Consider the following 15,764-nt stretch of genomic DNA (forward strand, 5'->3'; position numbering starts at 1 on the left):
TCAAACTCCCACGGATTCAAATACGCGTCGATCGGCGAGTGCTGCGAGCAGCGCGTCGACACTGTCCACCTTCAGACCAGGCTCGCGTACGGGCGGATCGTTCAGTTTCAGCACGTGGCTGCGGGCGCTCGACACGCCGCCGAGCGCGTCCGCCTCTCGCGTGGCGAGCGGCTTTTGCTTCGCCTTGACGATGCTCGGCAGTGTCACGCGGCGCGGCTCGGCCAGGCGCAGATCGGCGCTGATCACGGCGGGGCCGTCGAGCTGCCACGTGGCGGTGCCCGCATCGTCGCCGCAGCTCGCGCGCCAGCCGCCGTCGATGGCGTCGAGCGCGCTCGCATTCAGCGCCTGCGGCCAGCCCAGCAGTGCGGCGAGCATGGCGGCCACGCCGCCCACGTCGCCGTCGATGGCCTGCTTGCCGCACAGCACGAGACCGTAGTCGACCTCGTTCATGTGTGCGGCCACGAGCCGCGCAACGGCGAGCGAATCGAGCGTGGCCGTGGCGGCCCCCGTGTCGATCAGCACCGCGTCGTCGGCGCCCATGGCGAGCGCGGTGCGAAGCACGTCCTGGTGCGCGGGCAGGCCGCAGGTCAGCACCGTGACGTGCGAGGCCACCCCGGCTTCCTTCAGTTGCAGCGCTTTCTCGAGCGCGCATTCGTCGAACGGATTGAGCGACATCTTGAGCCCTGCCGTTTCGATCGCGCCGGCGCTGCTCACGCGCACGCGCACGTTCGGGTCGACCACGCGCTTGACGGGTACGAGAATGCGGACAGTCATCTGTTTTCTCCTGTTTGCATGAGAAAGCACATTGCGCGCTGGAGTTACGACACCGCGCCGAGACCGTACTTGCCGGTCAGCAGCGCGCCGCTCGCAAAGCGTTCGAGTGCGTACGGTTCGAGAGAGACGTCGGTGGCCAGGCCGAGCGCGTGCTGGGCGAGCAGCTTGCCGATGCCCGGCGAGAGCTTGAAGCCGTGACCCGAGAAGCCGAAGCCCACCGTGAGGCCTTCCACATCGGCAACGTTGCCGAGCACGGGGTTCCAGTCGGGTGTGACGTCGTACACGCCGGTCCACGACGAGGCGAGCCCCGCCGTTTCGTAGGCGGGAAAGTGTTCGGCCACCTGTGCGCCGACTTCGGCCACATAGTCGAGGGAGATCTCGCCCTGCTCGGTCTCGGGCGCATTGAGCGTTTCGCCCACCACGCCTTCGGAGACCAGCATCTGGCTGCCGCCGTAGCTGCGGAAATAGAGCATCCCCGGCGAGCCGAGGTCCTTGAATGCGGGCATGGCGAACGTGTAGGGGGCGGCTTCGCATTCGAGCGCGAGCACGGTGTGGCGCTCGGGCTTGACCGGCAGCGGCACGCCGATCCATTCGGAGAGTTCAGGGGTCCAGATGTTTTGCGTGCTGACGAGCGTGCCGCAACCAAAGCGTCCCGCCGACGTTTGCACGCCCACCACGCGGCGGCCTTCGCGCACGAGGCCGGTCACGCGCACCCCTTCCATGATCTTTACGCCGCGGCGGCGCGCAGAGCGTGCGAAGCTGGTCGCGACGAGATAGGCGTCGGCGAAGCCGGCTTCTGGCTCGAAGCCGATCAGCGCGGCGTCGTCGAAGGTGGCGATCGGCAGGCGCGCCTGCGCCGTCTGGCGGTCGAGCAGTTGTACCTCGATGCCCATTTCCTGCTGGGCGCGCACCGAGGCTGCCAGCGGGTCGAGCTTGTCGCCCTCGGGCGCGCTGATCATGTAGCCGCATTTGACGAGGCCGCAGGAGGCTTCGTCGTCCCCGAGATAGTCGGCGAAATTGTTGAAGGCCCACCAGGAAGCGCGGGCGAGTTGGACGTTCTGGCGCACCGAGTAATGCGTGCGCAGCAGCCCGGAAGACTGCGAGGTGGTGCCCGCCCCGATCGTCCCTTGATCGAGGACGAGAACGCTGTTCGCGCCGAGCGCGGCGAGATGGTGGGCGACGGACGTGCCGATGACGCCGGCGCCTATCACGACATAGTCGAAGTGGCTCATGGGGCCCTCGTGGGTGAACGATGGGCAAATTCTGCGTCCCGGCTGCCCGCCATTATTTTGTATTAGGCAAACTTATGGTTCATCGACGCAATTGCTCATCGTCCGTGTGTTGAGCCGTCAGGGCGGCACCATGTGGAAGACGACGCGGTAGCGTCATTTGCGCAGACTTCCGCGGAGCTCCTCATGAGACGTACCCAGGCGCCAATCGACCTCAACGCCTTGCAGGCTTTTCTCGCGGTGTGCGAGACCGGATCGATGACCGGCGCGGCGAAGCAGCTCGGCGTGAGCCAGAGCGCGGTGAGCCAGGCCATCGCGGCGCTCGAGCGAGATCAGGGCGTGGTCCTGTTCGATCGCGAAAGCCGGCCTCCCCGGCCGAACGTCGCGGGCCGCGCGCTGCTCGAACTGGCGGGCCCGCTGCTCGAGCATGCGCAGATGGTCAGCGCGCGCATCGGCGACACATCGAACGCGGGCAGCTTGCCCGTGCGGCTTGGCTGCGTGGATTCGTTCGCGGCGACCGTGGGCCCGGAGCTGATTCGCGCGGTGTCGGGCTCGGCACGGCAGATTGCGTTGTGGTCCGGTTTGACCCCCGGCTTGAGCAAGCAGTTGCACGATCGCGAGCTCGATCTCGCGGTATGCACGCAGACGACCCTCAACGACGCGCGCATCGTCGAGGCGCCGCTCTTTTCGGAGGCGTTCGTCGTGGTCGTCTCGCGCGCCTTGATTGCCGAGCGCGGGAACATCGATTGGCGCACGCTTGCGCTCGAAATGCCGATGATCCGCTATACCCCTCGCTCTGTGATCGGACAGCAGGTCGAGCGCTATGCGCGGCACCTCGGCATCAACAGTCCGCGCCGCTATGAATTCGACGCGACCGATCCGCTCCTGAGCCTAGTCGCGGCCCGGCTCGGCTTCTCGATTTCCACGCCGTTGTGTCTCTGGCAGGCGCGCCATTATTTGCCTGAGATCGCCGTGTTGCCGCTGCCGGCCGGACGGCTCGGGCGGCGCGACTTCTTCCTGCTGCATCGACAGGGCGAGTGGGACGCGTTTGCGCACGAGATCGTTGCGTTGACGCGGCGCGTGCTTGACGCCTCGATTAGGCCGGCACTCGCGCGCGCGCTGCCGCAACTGCCTGAAGACGCATTGATGTAGCGGATCTGCAATATTTTTTACGAGAGGCGGCGCTCGACGCGTTAAGGCGCTCGCACCGACGCTCGTGCGTACATAAGTATTTCTGATAATGGAGCGTAAGCACGCGTCCCGATTCAGTGCAGCAGCGCACGGCAGGCAGGAAAACCGCGCACCGTTAGAAGGCAAACGCCGATGCGAACGAATCGGCAAGGTAAGCGGCATAGGGCCGGCGTGCGTGCCAGATGTTTATCTGCAGGAATTTTTAGTTCATGAAGATAAACATGGCACGGACGTTGCATAAGAAGCAGCACAGGCGAGGCTGCAAGGCTTGCGCCTCAGTCGGCGGTTCCCGGCGGATAGATGAAGATCGACAGGAACTGGATGGGCGTCTTGATGAGGCGCTCGGGGCCGTGAGGAATATCGGCCTGGAAAGTAAGCGTGTCGCCGGGATGGAGGATGTAGGTTTGCTGTCCGTGGCGGTATTCGATCACCCCCTTGAGCATGTGGATGAATTCGGTGCCGGGGTGTTCGAAGGTCGGGAAGCGTTCTGCTTCGTCCTCCATGGTGATGAGGAAGGGCTCGAAGGCTTTGCGCGGGCCCTGGTCGTAGGCGAGCAGATGGTAGGTATGGCCGCGTTTGGTGCCCTTGCGAACGACTTCCATGCCCGCGCCTTTCTTGACGAGTTGCGCGTCGCCTTGCGGCACGTCGAAATTGCGAAAGAGCGCGGAAAGAGAGACGCCGAGCGCCTGGGCGATGCGGTGCAGGACGTCGAGTCCCGTTGAGGTCTGCGCGTTCTCGATCTTCGAGAGCATGCCGCGGCTGATGCCGGCCTGGTCGGCGACCTGGGCGATGGTCAGGTCGTGGCGCTGGCGCAAGTCGCGAATAGTGGCGCCCAGAAAGCGCTCGAGCGCAGTTTTGTTGTCGTCCCCAGCGTGCATGATCGGCCTCGGTAGAAATGCTTGACGCGTAGCTGGCCGGCACGCAGTGGCACGCGCCGGCTGTTTCACGCCATGAAGCATTGTTGCATGACAGGAAAAGAAGTTCCAGACGGAGCGCGTAACGAGAAGTGCGACGAGTGCGCAATGGCGGGTGCGCATGAGCGCCCTGAACGATGGCCAGCAAGTCCCCGGAACCGGCCTAGGCACGATGTGCCCAGCCTCTTTCAACCGCAAACGGAGTTGGTGCAAGGAGTGACGATGAATCTGAACGACGCGAGTAAGCTGCCGCTCAGCGAGCCCGGAAGCGTGCCCCGTTTCGACTCGGCAGAAAACGCGCAGGGCTGGCTTGCTCAGCAGGGCGTGAAATACGTTTTGGCGCAGTTCGTCGACATCCATGGTGTCGCAAAGGCCAAGTCGGTGCCGGTCGCGCATTTGAAGACGGTGCTCGAGGCGGGAGCCGGCTTCGCAGGGTTTGCGATCTGGGGTGTCGGCATCGAGCCGAACGGCCCCGATTTCATGGCCGTCGGCGAGCTCGCGACGCTCACGCCCGTTCCCTGGCAGCCGGGCCTCGCACGCATCGTCTGCGAGGGGCACGTGAACGGCGAAGCGTGGCCGTTCGATTCACGCGTCACGCTCAAGCGCCAGGTAGCACGCCTGACCGAGCGCGACTGGACCCTTTTCACAGGACTCGAGCCGGAATTCTCGCTGCTGCGCCGCTCCGCTAGCGGAACCCTCGAACCGTGCGACCCCAGCGACACGCTGGCGAAGCCGTGCTACGACTATAAGGGGCTATCGCGCACGCGGGTGTTTCTCGAGCGGCTCACCGAAGCACTGCGCTCGGTCGGCATCGACGTCTATCAGATCGACCACGAGGACGCCAACGGCCAGTTCGAAATCAACTACACGTACACCGACTGCCTGACGTCGTGCGACCACTACGTGTTCTTCAAGATGGCCGCGTCGGAGATTGCCAACGAGCTAGGCATGATCTGCTCGTTCATGGCGAAGCCGTTCGCGAACCGGCCCGGCAACGGCATGCACATGCACATCTCGATCGGCGACGGCAAGCGCAATCTGTTCGCCGACGGCGGCGACCCGCTGGGCATGGGCCTGTCGACGCTTGGCTACCAGTTCACCGCCGGCATTCTTGCGCACGCCCCCGCGCTCACCGCGCTGTGCAATCCGACCGTCAACTCGTACAAGCGCCTCGTGGTGGGGCGCTCGCTCACCGGCGCGACGTGGGCGCCGGCCTATGTGAGTTATGGCGACAACAACCGCTCGACCATGGTGCGCATGCCCGGCGAGCGCATCGAACTGCGTCTGCCGGACGGCTCCTGCAACCCGTACCTCGCAACGGCCGCCGTGATTGCCGCGGGGCTCGACGGGATCGACCGGCAACTCGATCCGGGCGCGCCGGCAAACGAAAACCTTTACGAGTGGTCGTCGGAGCGACTTGCCGCGCACGGCATTGCGGTGTTGCCGCAAAACCTCGAGCAGGCGCTCGACGCGCTCGAGGCGGACACGCTGATCTGCGAAGCGCTCGGCCCCCTGGCCGGTGAGTTCCTCAAGCTCAAGCGCATGGAATGGCTCGAATACATGCGGCACGTGTCCGACTGGGAACTCAAGAGCTACCTCGAATTTTTCTAAGGAGAACACACAATGTGTGGAATCGTAGGGTTGCTGGTGAAGACGCCGGCGCTACGCGAGCGGCTCGGCGAGCTGATGGTGCCGATGCTGATCGGCATGACCGAGCGCGGACCCGATTCGGCGGGGCTTGCGGTGTTCGGCAGCGAGGTGGATGCGAGCCAGCGCAAGCTGAGCCTCTACGCGGGCTTCACGGACGAGGGCGCGCAATTTCCCTGGGCCGCACTCGCCGACGCACTCAACCACGCCATGGACGTCACCGCGCGCTTCGACGTGAAGGGCAATCATGCAGTGCTCACGCTCCAGGGCGATGCGGAGCGCGTCAAGGTGTGGTTGCGCGAGCACTATCCGAAGCTCTATCTGCTTTCCACTGGACGCTCGATCGATCTCTACAAGGACATCGGCTCGCCGGCCGAAGTGGCCGCGCGCTATGACTTCGCGAACCTCAAAGGCTCGCACCTCGTCGGCCACACGCGCATGGCCACGGAATCGGCCGTCACGCCGGACCGCGCGCATCCGTTCACGGCGGGAGAGGACTTCTGCCTCGTGCACAACGGATCGCTTTCGAACCCATATGGCGTGCGGCGCAAGCTCGAGCCGCTCGGCATCCGCTTCGATACCGACAACGACACCGAAGCCGCTTGCCGTTTCATCGAATGGCGTTTGCGCGAGGGCGATGCGCTGCCCGAGGCGCTGCAAAAAGGCTTCGAGGAGCTGGACGGCTTCTATACGTTCCTGATGGGCACGACGACCGAGCTCGCGCTGATCCGCGATCCGTTCGCGTGCAAGCCGGCTGTGGTCGCGGAGAACGACGACTACGTAGCGATTGCCTCTGAGTTTCGCTCGCTCGCGCATCTGCCCGATATCCGCAATGCGAAGGTCTTCGAACCCGCTCCCGAGGAGATGTACGTATGGAAAGCCTGAATTTCGACCTCGAGACGCAGACGGTCCGGGACCTGAACCAATACCTGCACGGCGACACCGCGGCGCTGGCGGGGCAGCGCATCGCCGTCACGTCGCCGAATGGGGCACACAACATCGCCGTGGGCGTAGATGCCGACCTGCATGTGACGATCAAGGGCCACGCGGGCTACTACGCCGGCGGGATGAACCAGCAGGCGACGATCGTGATCGAGGGGAGCGCCGGCACGGGCGTCGCCGAGAACATGATGAGCGGCAAGGTGCATGTGCGAGGCTTCGCCTCGAACGGCGCGGGCGCTTCTGCGCACGGCGGACTGCTCGTGATCGACGGCGACGCGGGTCTGCGCTGCGGAATCTCGCTCAAGGGCGGCGACATCGTGGTGGGCGGCTCCGTGGGCAGCTTCTCGGCCTTCATGGCACAGGCGGGCCGCATGGTGATATGCGGCGACGCGGGCGACGCGCTGGGCGATTCGCTCTATGAAGCGGTGCTCTACGTGCGCGGCGAAGTGAAATCGCTCGGGGCGGACGCGCAGTACGAACCGATGAGCGATGCCGATCTCGACGCAGTGCGCGTGTTGCTGGCGGCGGGCGGGCTGGATCACGATCCAGCGTCCTTCAAGCGAATCGCGTCGGCACGCACGCTCTATCACTGGAACGCCGACGCCAACCAGGAATATTGAACACACGCTCTCTGAGAAGGTTCCCAATGGATGCCAAACCCGTTCAATTCGTTCGTTTGCAGCACGAAGAGTCGCACGGCTACGACCGCAAGACGATCGACTATATCCACTCGGCGGCACAGCGAGGTCTCTATGAGATCCGCGGTCTGGGCGCGAAGCGCCACGTGCCGCATTTCGACGACCTGCTGTTTCTCGGCGCGTCGCTGTCGCGCTATCCGCTCGAAGGGTACCGCGAAAAGTGCTCGACCCAGACCGTGCTGGGCACTCGCTTCGCAAAGAAACCTGTCGTGCTGGATATTCCGGTCACGATTGCGGGCATGAGCTTCGGCGCACTGTCCGCGAACGTCAAGGAGGCGCTAGGGCAGGCCGCGACGGCGATGGGCACGTCCACGACCACCGGCGACGGCGGCATGACCCAGGAGGAGCGCCGCGCTTCGAAGACGCTGGTCTATCAGTGCCTGCCGTCGCGCTACGGCTTCAATCCGGACGACGTGCGCCGTGCCGACGCGATCGAAATCGTGATTGGCCAGGGCGCAAAGCCGGGTGGTGGCGGGATGCTGCTCGGGCAGAAAGTCAATCCGCGCGTGGCGGCGATGCGTACCTTGCCGGCCGGCGTCGACCAGCGCTCGGCGAGCCGCCACCCGGACTGGACCGGTCCCGACGATCTGGCGATCAAGATCCAGGAACTGCGCGAAATTACTGACTGGAACACGCCGGTGTACGTGAAGGTCGGGGCAACCCGCACGTTCAACGACGTCAAGCTTGCGGTACATGCTGGCGCGGACGTGGTCGTGATCGACGGCATGCAGGGGGGCACCGCGGCCACCCAGACCTGCTTCATCGAGAACGTCGGGATTCCGACGCTGGCTGCGGTTCGCCAGGCGGTGGATGCTCTCGAAGAACTGAATATGAAAGGGCAGGTGCAGCTGATCGTGTCGGGCGGCATACGGACCGGAGCCGACGTAGCCAAGGCGCTGGCGCTCGGTGCAGACGCCGTCGCGATCGGGCAGGGCATGCTGATGGCACTCGGCTGCAATAGTGACAGCTACTTCCAGAACGGCGCACTGCATTCGGCGGCTGCCGACTATGCAGCGCTTGGCACGTCCCCGGGCTTCTGCCACCACTGCCATACCGGCAAATGCCCCGTTGGCGTGACGACCCAGGACGCCGTTCTCGAGCAGCGCGTCCTGCCCGACGAAGGTTCGCGCCGTGTGCGCAACTACCTGAAGACGTTGAACATGGAGTTGACGACGATCGCGCGTGCCTGCGGGAAGCAGAACGTGCATCACCTCGAGCCCGAGGATCTGGTCGCCCTGACCGTGGAAGCCGCAGCGATGGCACGCGTGCCGCTCGCGGGCACTTCGTGGATTCCTGGCTGGAACAATTAAATTCAGTTGGCTGGAATTTTTGACTCTGGGAAATTTAAGCAAAGTCCGTTAAATCCCCAATCTTTCAGGAGCCCTACATGAGTACGCAAAGCACCACACAAGCAGCGCCGGCATCGTCAACCGGCCTGCGTGCCGGTACTTTAGGTTTTGCCGAGGTGATTGGCCAATCTATCGCAAACGTTTCGCCAACCTTTACTCCTTCGATCAATGTGACCGCGATCGCGGCGCTGGCGGGCGCGGGGACCTGGCTGATTTATGGACTTTCGACGCTCGGGCTGCTGCTGGTCAGCATGAGCATCATCGCGCTCTCGAGCCGGATTGCAACCGCTGGATCATTCTTCATCTATATTTCGCGCGCGCTCGGGCCGATGGCAGGGGGCATGGCCGGCTGGGGGTTGATCGCGGCGTATGTGGGCACCGCGATGGGGGTAGGTGCCGCAAGTGTGGTTTTCGTGCAGAATGCCTTCTCTTCCTGGGGCATCAATATCCCGTCGTGGGCGGTCTACACCGTTTTCATTGCTCTCGCCTGGTTCTTCTCCGCACGCGACGTGAAGCTTTCCTCGCGCCTCTCACTGGCGATCGAGGCAACGTCGGTGGTGATCGTGGGCGGCGTGCTGATCTACGTGCTCGCCCTGCATCCTGACCATATCATCGACCATACGCAATTGAGCCTGCAGGGCGTGAGCGGGAAGGGTATGGCGCAAGGCATGGTGCTCGGCATCTTCTCGTACGTGGGCTTCGAAAGTGCTGCCTCGCTCGGCCAGGAGACCCGGGACCCGCTGCGCATCATTCCGCGCGCCGTGGTCTGGAGCGTGATCCTGTCGGGCCTTTTCTTCATGTTCGTCGCCTATTCGATGACGATCGCCTACCACGACGACACAGCCAAGCTCGGCGCCGATTCGGCCGTGCTCAACACCTTGCTTGCGAGCGTTGGCGCCTCGCCGCTCGGCCCGGTGTTTTACCTGATCGCTTCGGTCAGCGCGTTCTCGTGTGTCCTTGCGTGCATCAACTCGTCCAGCCGCCTGCTGTACTCCATGGGGCGCTACCAGTTCGTGCACCGCTCGATGGGAATGATTCACCGCACGCACCAGACGCCGTATCTCGCTGTGGCGTTTTCCTCGATCGTGACGCTCGTTGTGTGCATTGCGATGCTTGGCGCCGGTCCGCTCAATACCTTCGGCTACACGAGTACGTTCGCCACCTTTGGCTTTCTGGTGACCTATTTTCTCGTCGCGGTTTCCGCGCCTCTCTATCTGAAGAAGATGGGCGTGCTCAAGCCGGTCAACGTGCTGTGGAGCGTGCTTGGCGCGCTGGCGATGGTCGGCGCAGTGATCGGCAGCGTGTATCCGGTGCCTGACTATCCGTATAACATACTGCCGTATCTGTTCGTGGCGTACATGCTGGTCGGCACGGTCTGGTTGCTCATGCTGAAGAAGCGTTCGCCCCAGGTGCTCGAGAAGATCGAACACGATCTGGAAACCAGCGACGTGATGACTCACGGCAAAAAGTAAATGACTGAACCGCGCTCCGTGGACCACCTTTCCGCACCGGCTGCGGACCGGAGGTCGGTCCATGCAGCCGGGACGGCCGTTGCAACTCGCGAAGCGGATTCTCAGGAAGTCGACCTGCAGTTGCGGCCCGAGCGCGGCGAATGCGCCGCGCTCGAGATCGGCTGCGTCTCCCGCCCCGCCCGTCTGCGTGGGCAAAATCGCGTCAACGAGGACTATTTCGGCGTGATGCTCGGCGACCTGGCCGCGCGCGCCGCGCGTGGCAGTGTGATCGCGCTGGCTGACGGAGTGAGCGGAAGTCAGGGTGGCCGGGTCGCAGCCGAGCTTTCAGTACGTACCTTCATCGATGCGTATTACGGGCTACCCGAAACGCTCCAGCCCAGCGTGGCCGCTGCGCGTTCGCTACAGGCGCTGCACGGCTGGCTGCACCACATGGGCCGCGTCGATCCAAAGCTTAGACAGATGGCCGCATCATTTGCGGCGCTGGTCATACGGCGCGCCACAGCGTATCTGGTCGCAGCCGGAGATGTGCGGCTCTATTTGCTGCGCGACGGGCAACTGGCACAAATCGGCGAAGACGACATTGTGCCGGTCGCTTTTGGTTCGTACGTGGCGCACGCCATTGGCATGAACCCGGCGCTCGTGACCCGCTTCGAAACGTTCGAACTGCGTGAGGATGATCGCCTGCTATTGTGCTCGGACGGTCTTTATCGTCATGTGCCAGTGCGTGAACTGCAGACGGTGCTCGCGACGCGCAATGGCGCGCTCGAAACTGCGCGCCGACTCGACGCGCTGGCACTGACGCGCGGTTCCCAGGACGACGTTACGAGCGCCGTGATTGACGTTGGCAGCCTGCCTTTGCTCGACGGCGGGTACCTGGAGCGAGTGGTCGGAATGCTGCCGATTCTCGCCGTGCCCGACGCCGGTGAGGTTATCGATGGATATCTGCTCAAGAGCGTGCTCAGCGATGGCTTTTATTCGCGGATCTTCGCCGGCTACGATCTGGCCGATCCGGACACGCCACTGGCGCTCAAGTTTCCCAAACCGCGCGTCGAGCAAGACGAGAACATACGCCAGTCGATCGTGCGTGAGCGCTGGCTCGCAGGCAAGGTTGGCGACGCCGGCGTGCTCGCGCCGCTGCCCGTTGACGCCAATCGGCAAACCCGGCTTTATGTGGTAATGCCGCTCGGCGCGGGAGTCACGCTCGAAAAGCTCCTTTCGGCGCCCGAGCCCATAGGGCTGCCGCGCGCGATCGGAATCGCACGGCAACTGGGCCGCTCGATCGACGCGCTGAATCGACGCAATATCTTCCATCGCGATATCAAGCCCGAGAACGTGCTGGTGATGCAGGACGACAGGACGTGCCTGCTCGACCTGGGCTTTGGTTATATGCCCGGTATGGAGCTGCCGGGCTCAGCCTGCGCGCCTGGCTCGCCCGCGTACATGGCGCCTGAGTTGATGAGGGGTGCGCAAGGCGATGCGCGCTCGGAGGTATTTGCGTATGGCGTGACGCTGTACCGGCTATTCAGCGGCGGCAAACTGCCGTACGGCTTCAATGGTCGCGTGCCGCTCTACGAGTACCGGCTCGACGCGCCGCATTGGCTTGACCTCGTGCTGGAGAAAGCGCTGCAGTCTGATCCCGCACGCAGGTATCAGGACGTACTCGCGGTCTGCGCCGATCTCGAGCGCCTTTCGAGCGGCCAGGGTGCGATGGCTCCGGTTCGACGCAAGCCCTTGCTCGAGAGCGAACCAGTGCTGTTCTGGCAGGGGATCTCGATTCTATTGCTGGCCCTGCTGCTGTGGTCGCTGATACGGCGATGAGCTTTCGCGTTGACATGCGGGCAGATTGAACCGCGAGACCGGGGCGCGGTGGGCTTTCGGATGGAAGGTTGCCTCGAAGTGCGATGTGGCACCCGTGTATCTGCGCACTTAGGCGCCGACTGAAGCGAAGTTTCCACGGAACTTGCGTTGCGCCTGCGTGCTAACCGTGTGTGTCGACCCACGCCTTTGCCCAGGCGATTCCCGCGTCCTGCGCTTCCTCCTCCGAATCGAACAGGTCGAGGACTCCGGAAGTGCAGATGAGCTTGTTCCCCTGGATGATGGTGCCGCCCCCCGCGTAGCGCTCTGGCGTCAGCAGCTCTGCCTGTTGCGCGATGGCATGACCCCACAAATCGTAGCCTTTGTAAGTCTCTCGTTCCATCTTTCTGGTGCCTGAAGGCGGGAGCCGTTGCTTATCTCGTTCTCATCTTAACTTCTCTCCTCGACGAGGGCATGCCGTCAGGCGCCGAAGCGGCAGCCTGCGCTTCCTGATCGCCGGCCCGGCAAGGCTTTCGTCCTGTCGGCATTGTTTAAGCTCGATTTAAGTGACGCTACGTACTCTTCGAAAGAATCCTTGAGCGGACAACGACTCGAGGCATCCATAGACGCAAAGAGGTTGAAATGGTGTACCTGATTACCGACCTGAAGATGATCGAAAGCTACGGCCGCATCAAGGCTGACAGCGGCAAGGATGCGCTGGAAGCGTTTGCGCTCAGCGAGGGCTTCCCCAACCTGATGGAGTTTGCTTCGGCCCAGCCCACGTTCGTCAACGACTTGATGGCTGTTCAACTGCAATAAGGAATACTGACGTGGCCATGACTTTGGGGCAGGCCCTCGTGCACGCTGAGCAGCTGGAAGTCTCCGGAGTGATTTCCAGAACGGCGCAGGCGCTCATCCGGCTGAAACAGGAGTACCGTGACCTCGTCGGCGCGGAAAAATACGAACAGATCATCGAGGAAGCGGGGCTGGCGCATCCGGACCCGCAGTGACCCTGGCGCCGCCGGTCGCTACTTTTGCGACTCGAGCATGTCCAGGTTGGCTTGCGCGGTCTCCTCGGGATGTATCGAGCAGTAAGCGTCGAAGAGGGTCGAGCATAGTTGCGCGAGTGCCGCGAGATTCACTGCCTGGCTCGCATGTTCAACTTCTCCGGCGTTGAGTATGTCGTCAACGACGGGGGCGAGACGGCGCAGTCGCCGGAAAGTCTCCGCATCGATTTCCATTGCACTTCTCGTGTTCAAGCGCCGGGGCGCACTCGACAAACCCTTACGGTAGCACTTCAACGACGCGCCCGCAGAATGCGACTTCGGCAAAAGCTGAATACCCAACGCTGATACTACCCTTTGGGGCGATGTTGATGCGTTGCACAATGAAAATCGAATGTCCGTCCGATTTGGCTGCAACGTTTGCATCGACCTGAATGTAAGACCGCCCGATATGGCCCGATAACGGGTGCAAATTCGAATCCATGCACATTGCGTAGTTTATTGTGCAATGCACAGAAACAATGGCTTTTCAGCGGCCAACAAAGGGAATACCCTTAGAAAATTCCCTTATCGGAGGCTTGTGGTTGTGTCGACTCTTCTCGAGCAGGACGGGCTGGTAGCGACCTGGCGTCGGATGCACCCCAGCGCCGATTCCGGGGCGTGGGAATGCTGTGAACTCGATGGCCGCGGTGAAGTGGTGCCGCATCCTCAGCCCTCGGCACGGCGCCAGATTGTCCTCACCGACGTGTACTGCCAGATCGCCGAGCAGATCGGTCACGTGGCAGCGATGTCGGTTGCCGTGGCGACACCGTCATTTGGCATCCGCGTACCCGACGTCGTCTGGATGCCGCCTGAAAAGTGGGAAGGGTTTGACCGGGACGATCCTGTTCCGTTTGTGCCGGATCTGTGCGTCGAGGTGCTCCTCGACCGCAAGTATGCGCATGACATCGGCGCGCGGGTCAGGGCGTACCTCGAGGGCGGCGCCCAGGAGGTCATCGTTGTCGGCCAGCGCGGAGAACTGCAGTTCTGCGGCGCCAATGGGCTGCGGCAAACTTCGCAGTTCGGCATCATGCTCACACTCGAGCGGATGTACTTCGAAGCGTTCGCTCCGTCTTCGCACTGATCATAAGATGAGCGTCGGCCGACGCTCGCGACTCCACCAGCAGTGCTGACTAATCCAGCGCGAAATCCGCCGGGGCCTCCGGCTCCCTGGCGTAGCGGAACACGTTCAAATCATCGTGCTCGATAGCGGGCTTCCTGCCTGAAATCAGGTCGGCGAGAAGCTGCGCCGAACCGCACGACATGGTCCACCCAAGCGTGCCATGGCCCGTGTTCAGGAAGAGGTTGGGCACGGCAGTGCGGCCAACAATGGGCGTGCCGTCCGGCGTCATCGGCCGCAGCCCGGTCCAGAACGTCGCCTTCGATGTGTCGCCGCCACCCGGGAACAGATCGTTCACGCACATTTCGAGTGTCTCGCGCCGAGCCTCGCGCAGGCGCTTGTCGAACCCCACGATCTCGGCCATGCCGCCCACGCGAATTCGTTTATCGAAGCGCGTGATGGCGATCTTGTAGGTCTCGTCGAGGACAGTCGAGACAGGGGCGCGTGCCTCGTCCAGGATCGGCGCCGTGATGGAATACCCCTTGAGCGGGTAGACCGGAATCTTGACGAGGCCAGACAGGAAACTCGTCGAATAGGAACCAAACGCGACAACGAACGCGTCGGCATGGATGAGCCTCGTTCCGTGACGGACGCCAACGACCTTGCAGTCTTCGACGACGAGCGTCTCGACGGTCGTGTTGTAGCGGAACGTCACGCCGGCCTCCTCGGCAAGAGCGGCAAGCCTGGTCGTGAACAGCTGGCAGTCGCCTGTCTCGTCGCCGGGCAAGCGAAGACCGCCGGTCAATTTTTGCGAGGTTGCGGCGAGGGCCGGCTCGACCCGCGAGAGTTCGCCTGCACTGAGCAACTCGTAGGGAACGTTCGCCTCTTTGAGGACGGCGATGTCCTTTGCCGCGCCGTCGAACTGCTGCTGTGTCCGGAAAACCTGCAGCGTCCCGCCGGTTCGTCCTTCGTACTGGATGCCCGTTTCCGCGCGCAGCGCCATCAGGCAATCGCGGCTGTATTGCGCAAGCCGCACCATGCGGTTCTTGTTGATGGCGTAGCGCTCCGCCGTGCAGTTCTGCAGCATCTGCCACATCCACTGCAGCTGGAACTGCTTGTCCGCGTCATCCGGGCGGATGGCGAGCGGGGCATGCTTCTGGAACATCCACTTAACGGCTTTGAGCGGAACACCAGGGCCCGCCCACGGCGCCGCGTATCCCGGAGAAATTTGCCCGGCGTTCGCGAAGCTCGTCTCGAGCGCAGGACCGTGCTCGCGGTCGATGACAGTGACTTCATGGCCGGCGCGCGCCAGATAGTACGCGCTCGTCACGCCGACGACCCCGCTGCCCAACACCAGAACTCGCATATCCGTCGTCTCCCCAGCCAGGCGGCCGCCAACATCTGATGAACGCTGCCGGTATTCGATCTGGCAGTCGATGAAGGAATGCTAGCGACATGCGAGCAGTTTTCAATAATGTTTAGCGGGTTATTTCTGGTTGAAATAGCCATGTCGCCTGGAGGAGAACGGATGTTTTCAAACCGGCTTCCCGGCTGAAGGATTGTTTGCGAAATACGCGAACAGTATTGGAAGGAATCGGGATAAATTCATCGACGTGTGCATATATCGCTTCGGCCTTTTCGCCGTCGAAGC

Annotated in this window: 16 protein-coding genes; 10 read left to right on the forward strand and 6 right to left on the reverse strand. The window is 63.1% G+C overall.

The features are described from left to right. Together AB3X98_RS28690 and AB3X98_RS28695 are read right to left on the reverse strand one after the other, a co-directional pair. Nucleotides 1-774 carry an electron transfer flavoprotein subunit alpha gene (locus AB3X98_RS28690; RefSeq protein ID WP_368603377.1) on the reverse strand — a complete coding sequence of 258 codons (774 nt, stop codon included), beginning with the start codon at nt 772-774 and terminating at the stop codon, nt 1-3. Nucleotides 775-818: 44 nt separating this feature from the next. Beyond that, the gene (locus tag AB3X98_RS28695) at nt 819-2,006 is read right to left on the reverse strand and encodes an NAD(P)/FAD-dependent oxidoreductase (RefSeq protein WP_368603378.1); all 1,188 of its coding nucleotides are present in this window, start codon (nt 2,004-2,006) and stop codon (nt 819-821) included. A 183-nt stretch (nt 2,007-2,189) separates the two neighbouring features. On the opposite strand from AB3X98_RS28695, the gene AB3X98_RS28700 reads away from it, so the two are divergent. Further along, nucleotides 2,190-3,155 (forward strand): LysR family transcriptional regulator, encoded by a 966-nt coding sequence (locus AB3X98_RS28700; protein WP_342947072.1) that lies wholly within the window; start codon nt 2,190-2,192, stop codon nt 3,153-3,155. Between the two features lie 314 nt (nt 3,156-3,469). On the opposite strand, the gene AB3X98_RS28705 is transcribed toward AB3X98_RS28700, so the two are convergent. Then, nucleotides 3,470-4,072 (reverse strand): helix-turn-helix domain-containing protein, encoded by a 603-nt coding sequence (locus tag AB3X98_RS28705; RefSeq protein ID WP_069266161.1) that lies wholly within the window; start codon nt 4,070-4,072, stop codon nt 3,470-3,472. A 258-nt stretch (nt 4,073-4,330) separates the two neighbouring features. Here AB3X98_RS28705 and glnT point away from each other — a divergent pair, with 258 nt between their 5' ends. From glnT to AB3X98_RS28735, 6 genes are all read left to right on the forward strand, one after another. Continuing rightward, entirely contained in the window at nt 4,331-5,719 is a 1,389-nt protein-coding gene (gene glnT / locus AB3X98_RS28710; protein WP_368603379.1) for a type III glutamate--ammonia ligase, read from the forward strand. A 12-nt stretch (nt 5,720-5,731) separates the two neighbouring features. Next, a complete protein-coding gene (locus AB3X98_RS28715; protein ID WP_368603380.1) occupies nt 5,732-6,640 on the forward strand; it encodes a class II glutamine amidotransferase in 909 nt (302 codons plus the stop codon). Then, nucleotides 6,628-7,317 (forward strand): protein glxC, encoded by a 690-nt coding sequence (locus AB3X98_RS28720; RefSeq protein ID WP_069266159.1) that lies wholly within the window; start codon nt 6,628-6,630, stop codon nt 7,315-7,317. Before AB3X98_RS28715 ends, AB3X98_RS28720 begins: the two co-directional genes overlap by 13 nt. Before the next feature lie 26 nt (nt 7,318-7,343). Next, nucleotides 7,344-8,705, forward strand: a complete 1,362-nt coding sequence (locus AB3X98_RS28725; RefSeq protein WP_368603381.1) for an FMN-binding glutamate synthase family protein — start codon at nt 7,344-7,346, stop codon at nt 8,703-8,705. Nucleotides 8,706-8,782: 77 nt separating this feature from the next. Continuing rightward, on the forward strand, nt 8,783-10,216 hold the full coding sequence (locus AB3X98_RS28730; protein WP_368603382.1) for an APC family permease: 1,434 nt from the start codon (nt 8,783-8,785) through the stop codon (nt 10,214-10,216). Beyond that, nucleotides 10,217-12,034 carry a bifunctional protein-serine/threonine kinase/phosphatase gene (locus AB3X98_RS28735; protein ID WP_368603383.1) on the forward strand — a complete coding sequence of 606 codons (1,818 nt, stop codon included), beginning with the start codon at nt 10,217-10,219 and terminating at the stop codon, nt 12,032-12,034. It abuts the gene before it with no gap. Nucleotides 12,035-12,194: 160 nt separating this feature from the next. On the opposite strand, the gene AB3X98_RS28740 is transcribed toward AB3X98_RS28735, so the two are convergent. Continuing rightward, entirely contained in the window at nt 12,195-12,413 is a 219-nt protein-coding gene (locus tag AB3X98_RS28740; RefSeq protein ID WP_069266156.1) for a hypothetical protein, read from the reverse strand. A gap of 239 nt (nt 12,414-12,652) precedes the next feature. Here AB3X98_RS28740 and AB3X98_RS28745 point away from each other — a divergent pair, with 239 nt between their 5' ends. Both AB3X98_RS28745 and AB3X98_RS28750 read left to right on the forward strand, forming a co-directional pair. Then, nucleotides 12,653-12,829: a hypothetical protein gene (locus tag AB3X98_RS28745; RefSeq protein WP_176732920.1), complete on the forward strand. Its 177-nt coding sequence runs from the start codon at nt 12,653-12,655 to the stop codon at nt 12,827-12,829. Nucleotides 12,830-12,840: 11 nt separating this feature from the next. After that, nucleotides 12,841-13,020 carry a hypothetical protein gene (locus tag AB3X98_RS28750; RefSeq protein ID WP_368603507.1) on the forward strand — a complete coding sequence of 60 codons (180 nt, stop codon included), beginning with the start codon at nt 12,841-12,843 and terminating at the stop codon, nt 13,018-13,020. Between the two features lie 18 nt (nt 13,021-13,038). On the opposite strand, the gene AB3X98_RS28755 is transcribed toward AB3X98_RS28750, so the two are convergent. Beyond that, the gene (locus AB3X98_RS28755; RefSeq protein WP_368603384.1) at nt 13,039-13,251 is read right to left on the reverse strand and encodes a hypothetical protein; all 213 of its coding nucleotides are present in this window, start codon (nt 13,249-13,251) and stop codon (nt 13,039-13,041) included. A 349-nt stretch (nt 13,252-13,600) separates the two neighbouring features. On the opposite strand from AB3X98_RS28755, the gene AB3X98_RS28760 reads away from it, so the two are divergent. Next, complete coding sequence (locus tag AB3X98_RS28760) at nt 13,601-14,137, forward strand: Uma2 family endonuclease (RefSeq protein WP_368603385.1); 537 nt, start codon at nt 13,601-13,603, stop codon at nt 14,135-14,137. Nucleotides 14,138-14,186: 49 nt separating this feature from the next. Here the strand turns inward: AB3X98_RS28760 and AB3X98_RS28765 are convergent, their stop codons facing one another. Continuing rightward, complete coding sequence (locus tag AB3X98_RS28765) at nt 14,187-15,479, reverse strand: D-amino acid dehydrogenase (RefSeq protein WP_368603386.1); 1,293 nt, start codon at nt 15,477-15,479, stop codon at nt 14,187-14,189. Between the last annotated feature and the right edge of the window lie 285 nt (nt 15,480-15,764).

It is taken from the genome of Paraburkholderia sp. BR14312, from assembly GCF_040948675.1.
Taxonomy (GTDB): Bacteria; Pseudomonadota; Gammaproteobacteria; order Burkholderiales; family Burkholderiaceae; genus Paraburkholderia; species Paraburkholderia nodosa_A.

Bases quoted from the DNA above. Each gene is read 5' to 3' on its own strand.
- AB3X98_RS28690 (WP_368603377.1), bottom strand. From the start codon at position 774: ATGACTGTCCGCATTCTCGTACCCGTCAAGCGCGTGGTCGACCCGAAC.
- AB3X98_RS28695 (WP_368603378.1), bottom strand. From the start codon at position 2,006: ATGAGCCACTTCGACTATGTCGTGATAGGCGCCGGCGTCATCGGCACG.
- AB3X98_RS28700 (WP_342947072.1), top strand. From the start codon at position 2,190: ATGAGACGTACCCAGGCGCCAATCGACCTCAACGCCTTGCAGGCTTTT.
- AB3X98_RS28705 (WP_069266161.1), bottom strand. From the start codon at position 4,072: ATGCACGCTGGGGACGACAACAAAACTGCGCTCGAGCGCTTTCTGGGC.
- glnT (WP_368603379.1), top strand. From the start codon at position 4,331: ATGAATCTGAACGACGCGAGTAAGCTGCCGCTCAGCGAGCCCGGAAGC.
- AB3X98_RS28715 (WP_368603380.1), top strand. From the start codon at position 5,732: ATGTGTGGAATCGTAGGGTTGCTGGTGAAGACGCCGGCGCTACGCGAG.
- AB3X98_RS28720 (WP_069266159.1), top strand. From the start codon at position 6,628: ATGGAAAGCCTGAATTTCGACCTCGAGACGCAGACGGTCCGGGACCTG.
- AB3X98_RS28725 (WP_368603381.1), top strand. From the start codon at position 7,344: ATGGATGCCAAACCCGTTCAATTCGTTCGTTTGCAGCACGAAGAGTCG.
- AB3X98_RS28730 (WP_368603382.1), top strand. From the start codon at position 8,783: ATGAGTACGCAAAGCACCACACAAGCAGCGCCGGCATCGTCAACCGGC.
- AB3X98_RS28735 (WP_368603383.1), top strand. From the start codon at position 10,217: ATGACTGAACCGCGCTCCGTGGACCACCTTTCCGCACCGGCTGCGGAC.
- AB3X98_RS28740 (WP_069266156.1), bottom strand. From the start codon at position 12,413: ATGGAACGAGAGACTTACAAAGGCTACGATTTGTGGGGTCATGCCATC.
- AB3X98_RS28745 (WP_176732920.1), top strand. From the start codon at position 12,653: ATGGTGTACCTGATTACCGACCTGAAGATGATCGAAAGCTACGGCCGC.
- AB3X98_RS28755 (WP_368603384.1), bottom strand. From the start codon at position 13,251: ATGGAAATCGATGCGGAGACTTTCCGGCGACTGCGCCGTCTCGCCCCC.
- AB3X98_RS28765 (WP_368603386.1), bottom strand. From the start codon at position 15,479: ATGCGAGTTCTGGTGTTGGGCAGCGGGGTCGTCGGCGTGACGAGCGCG.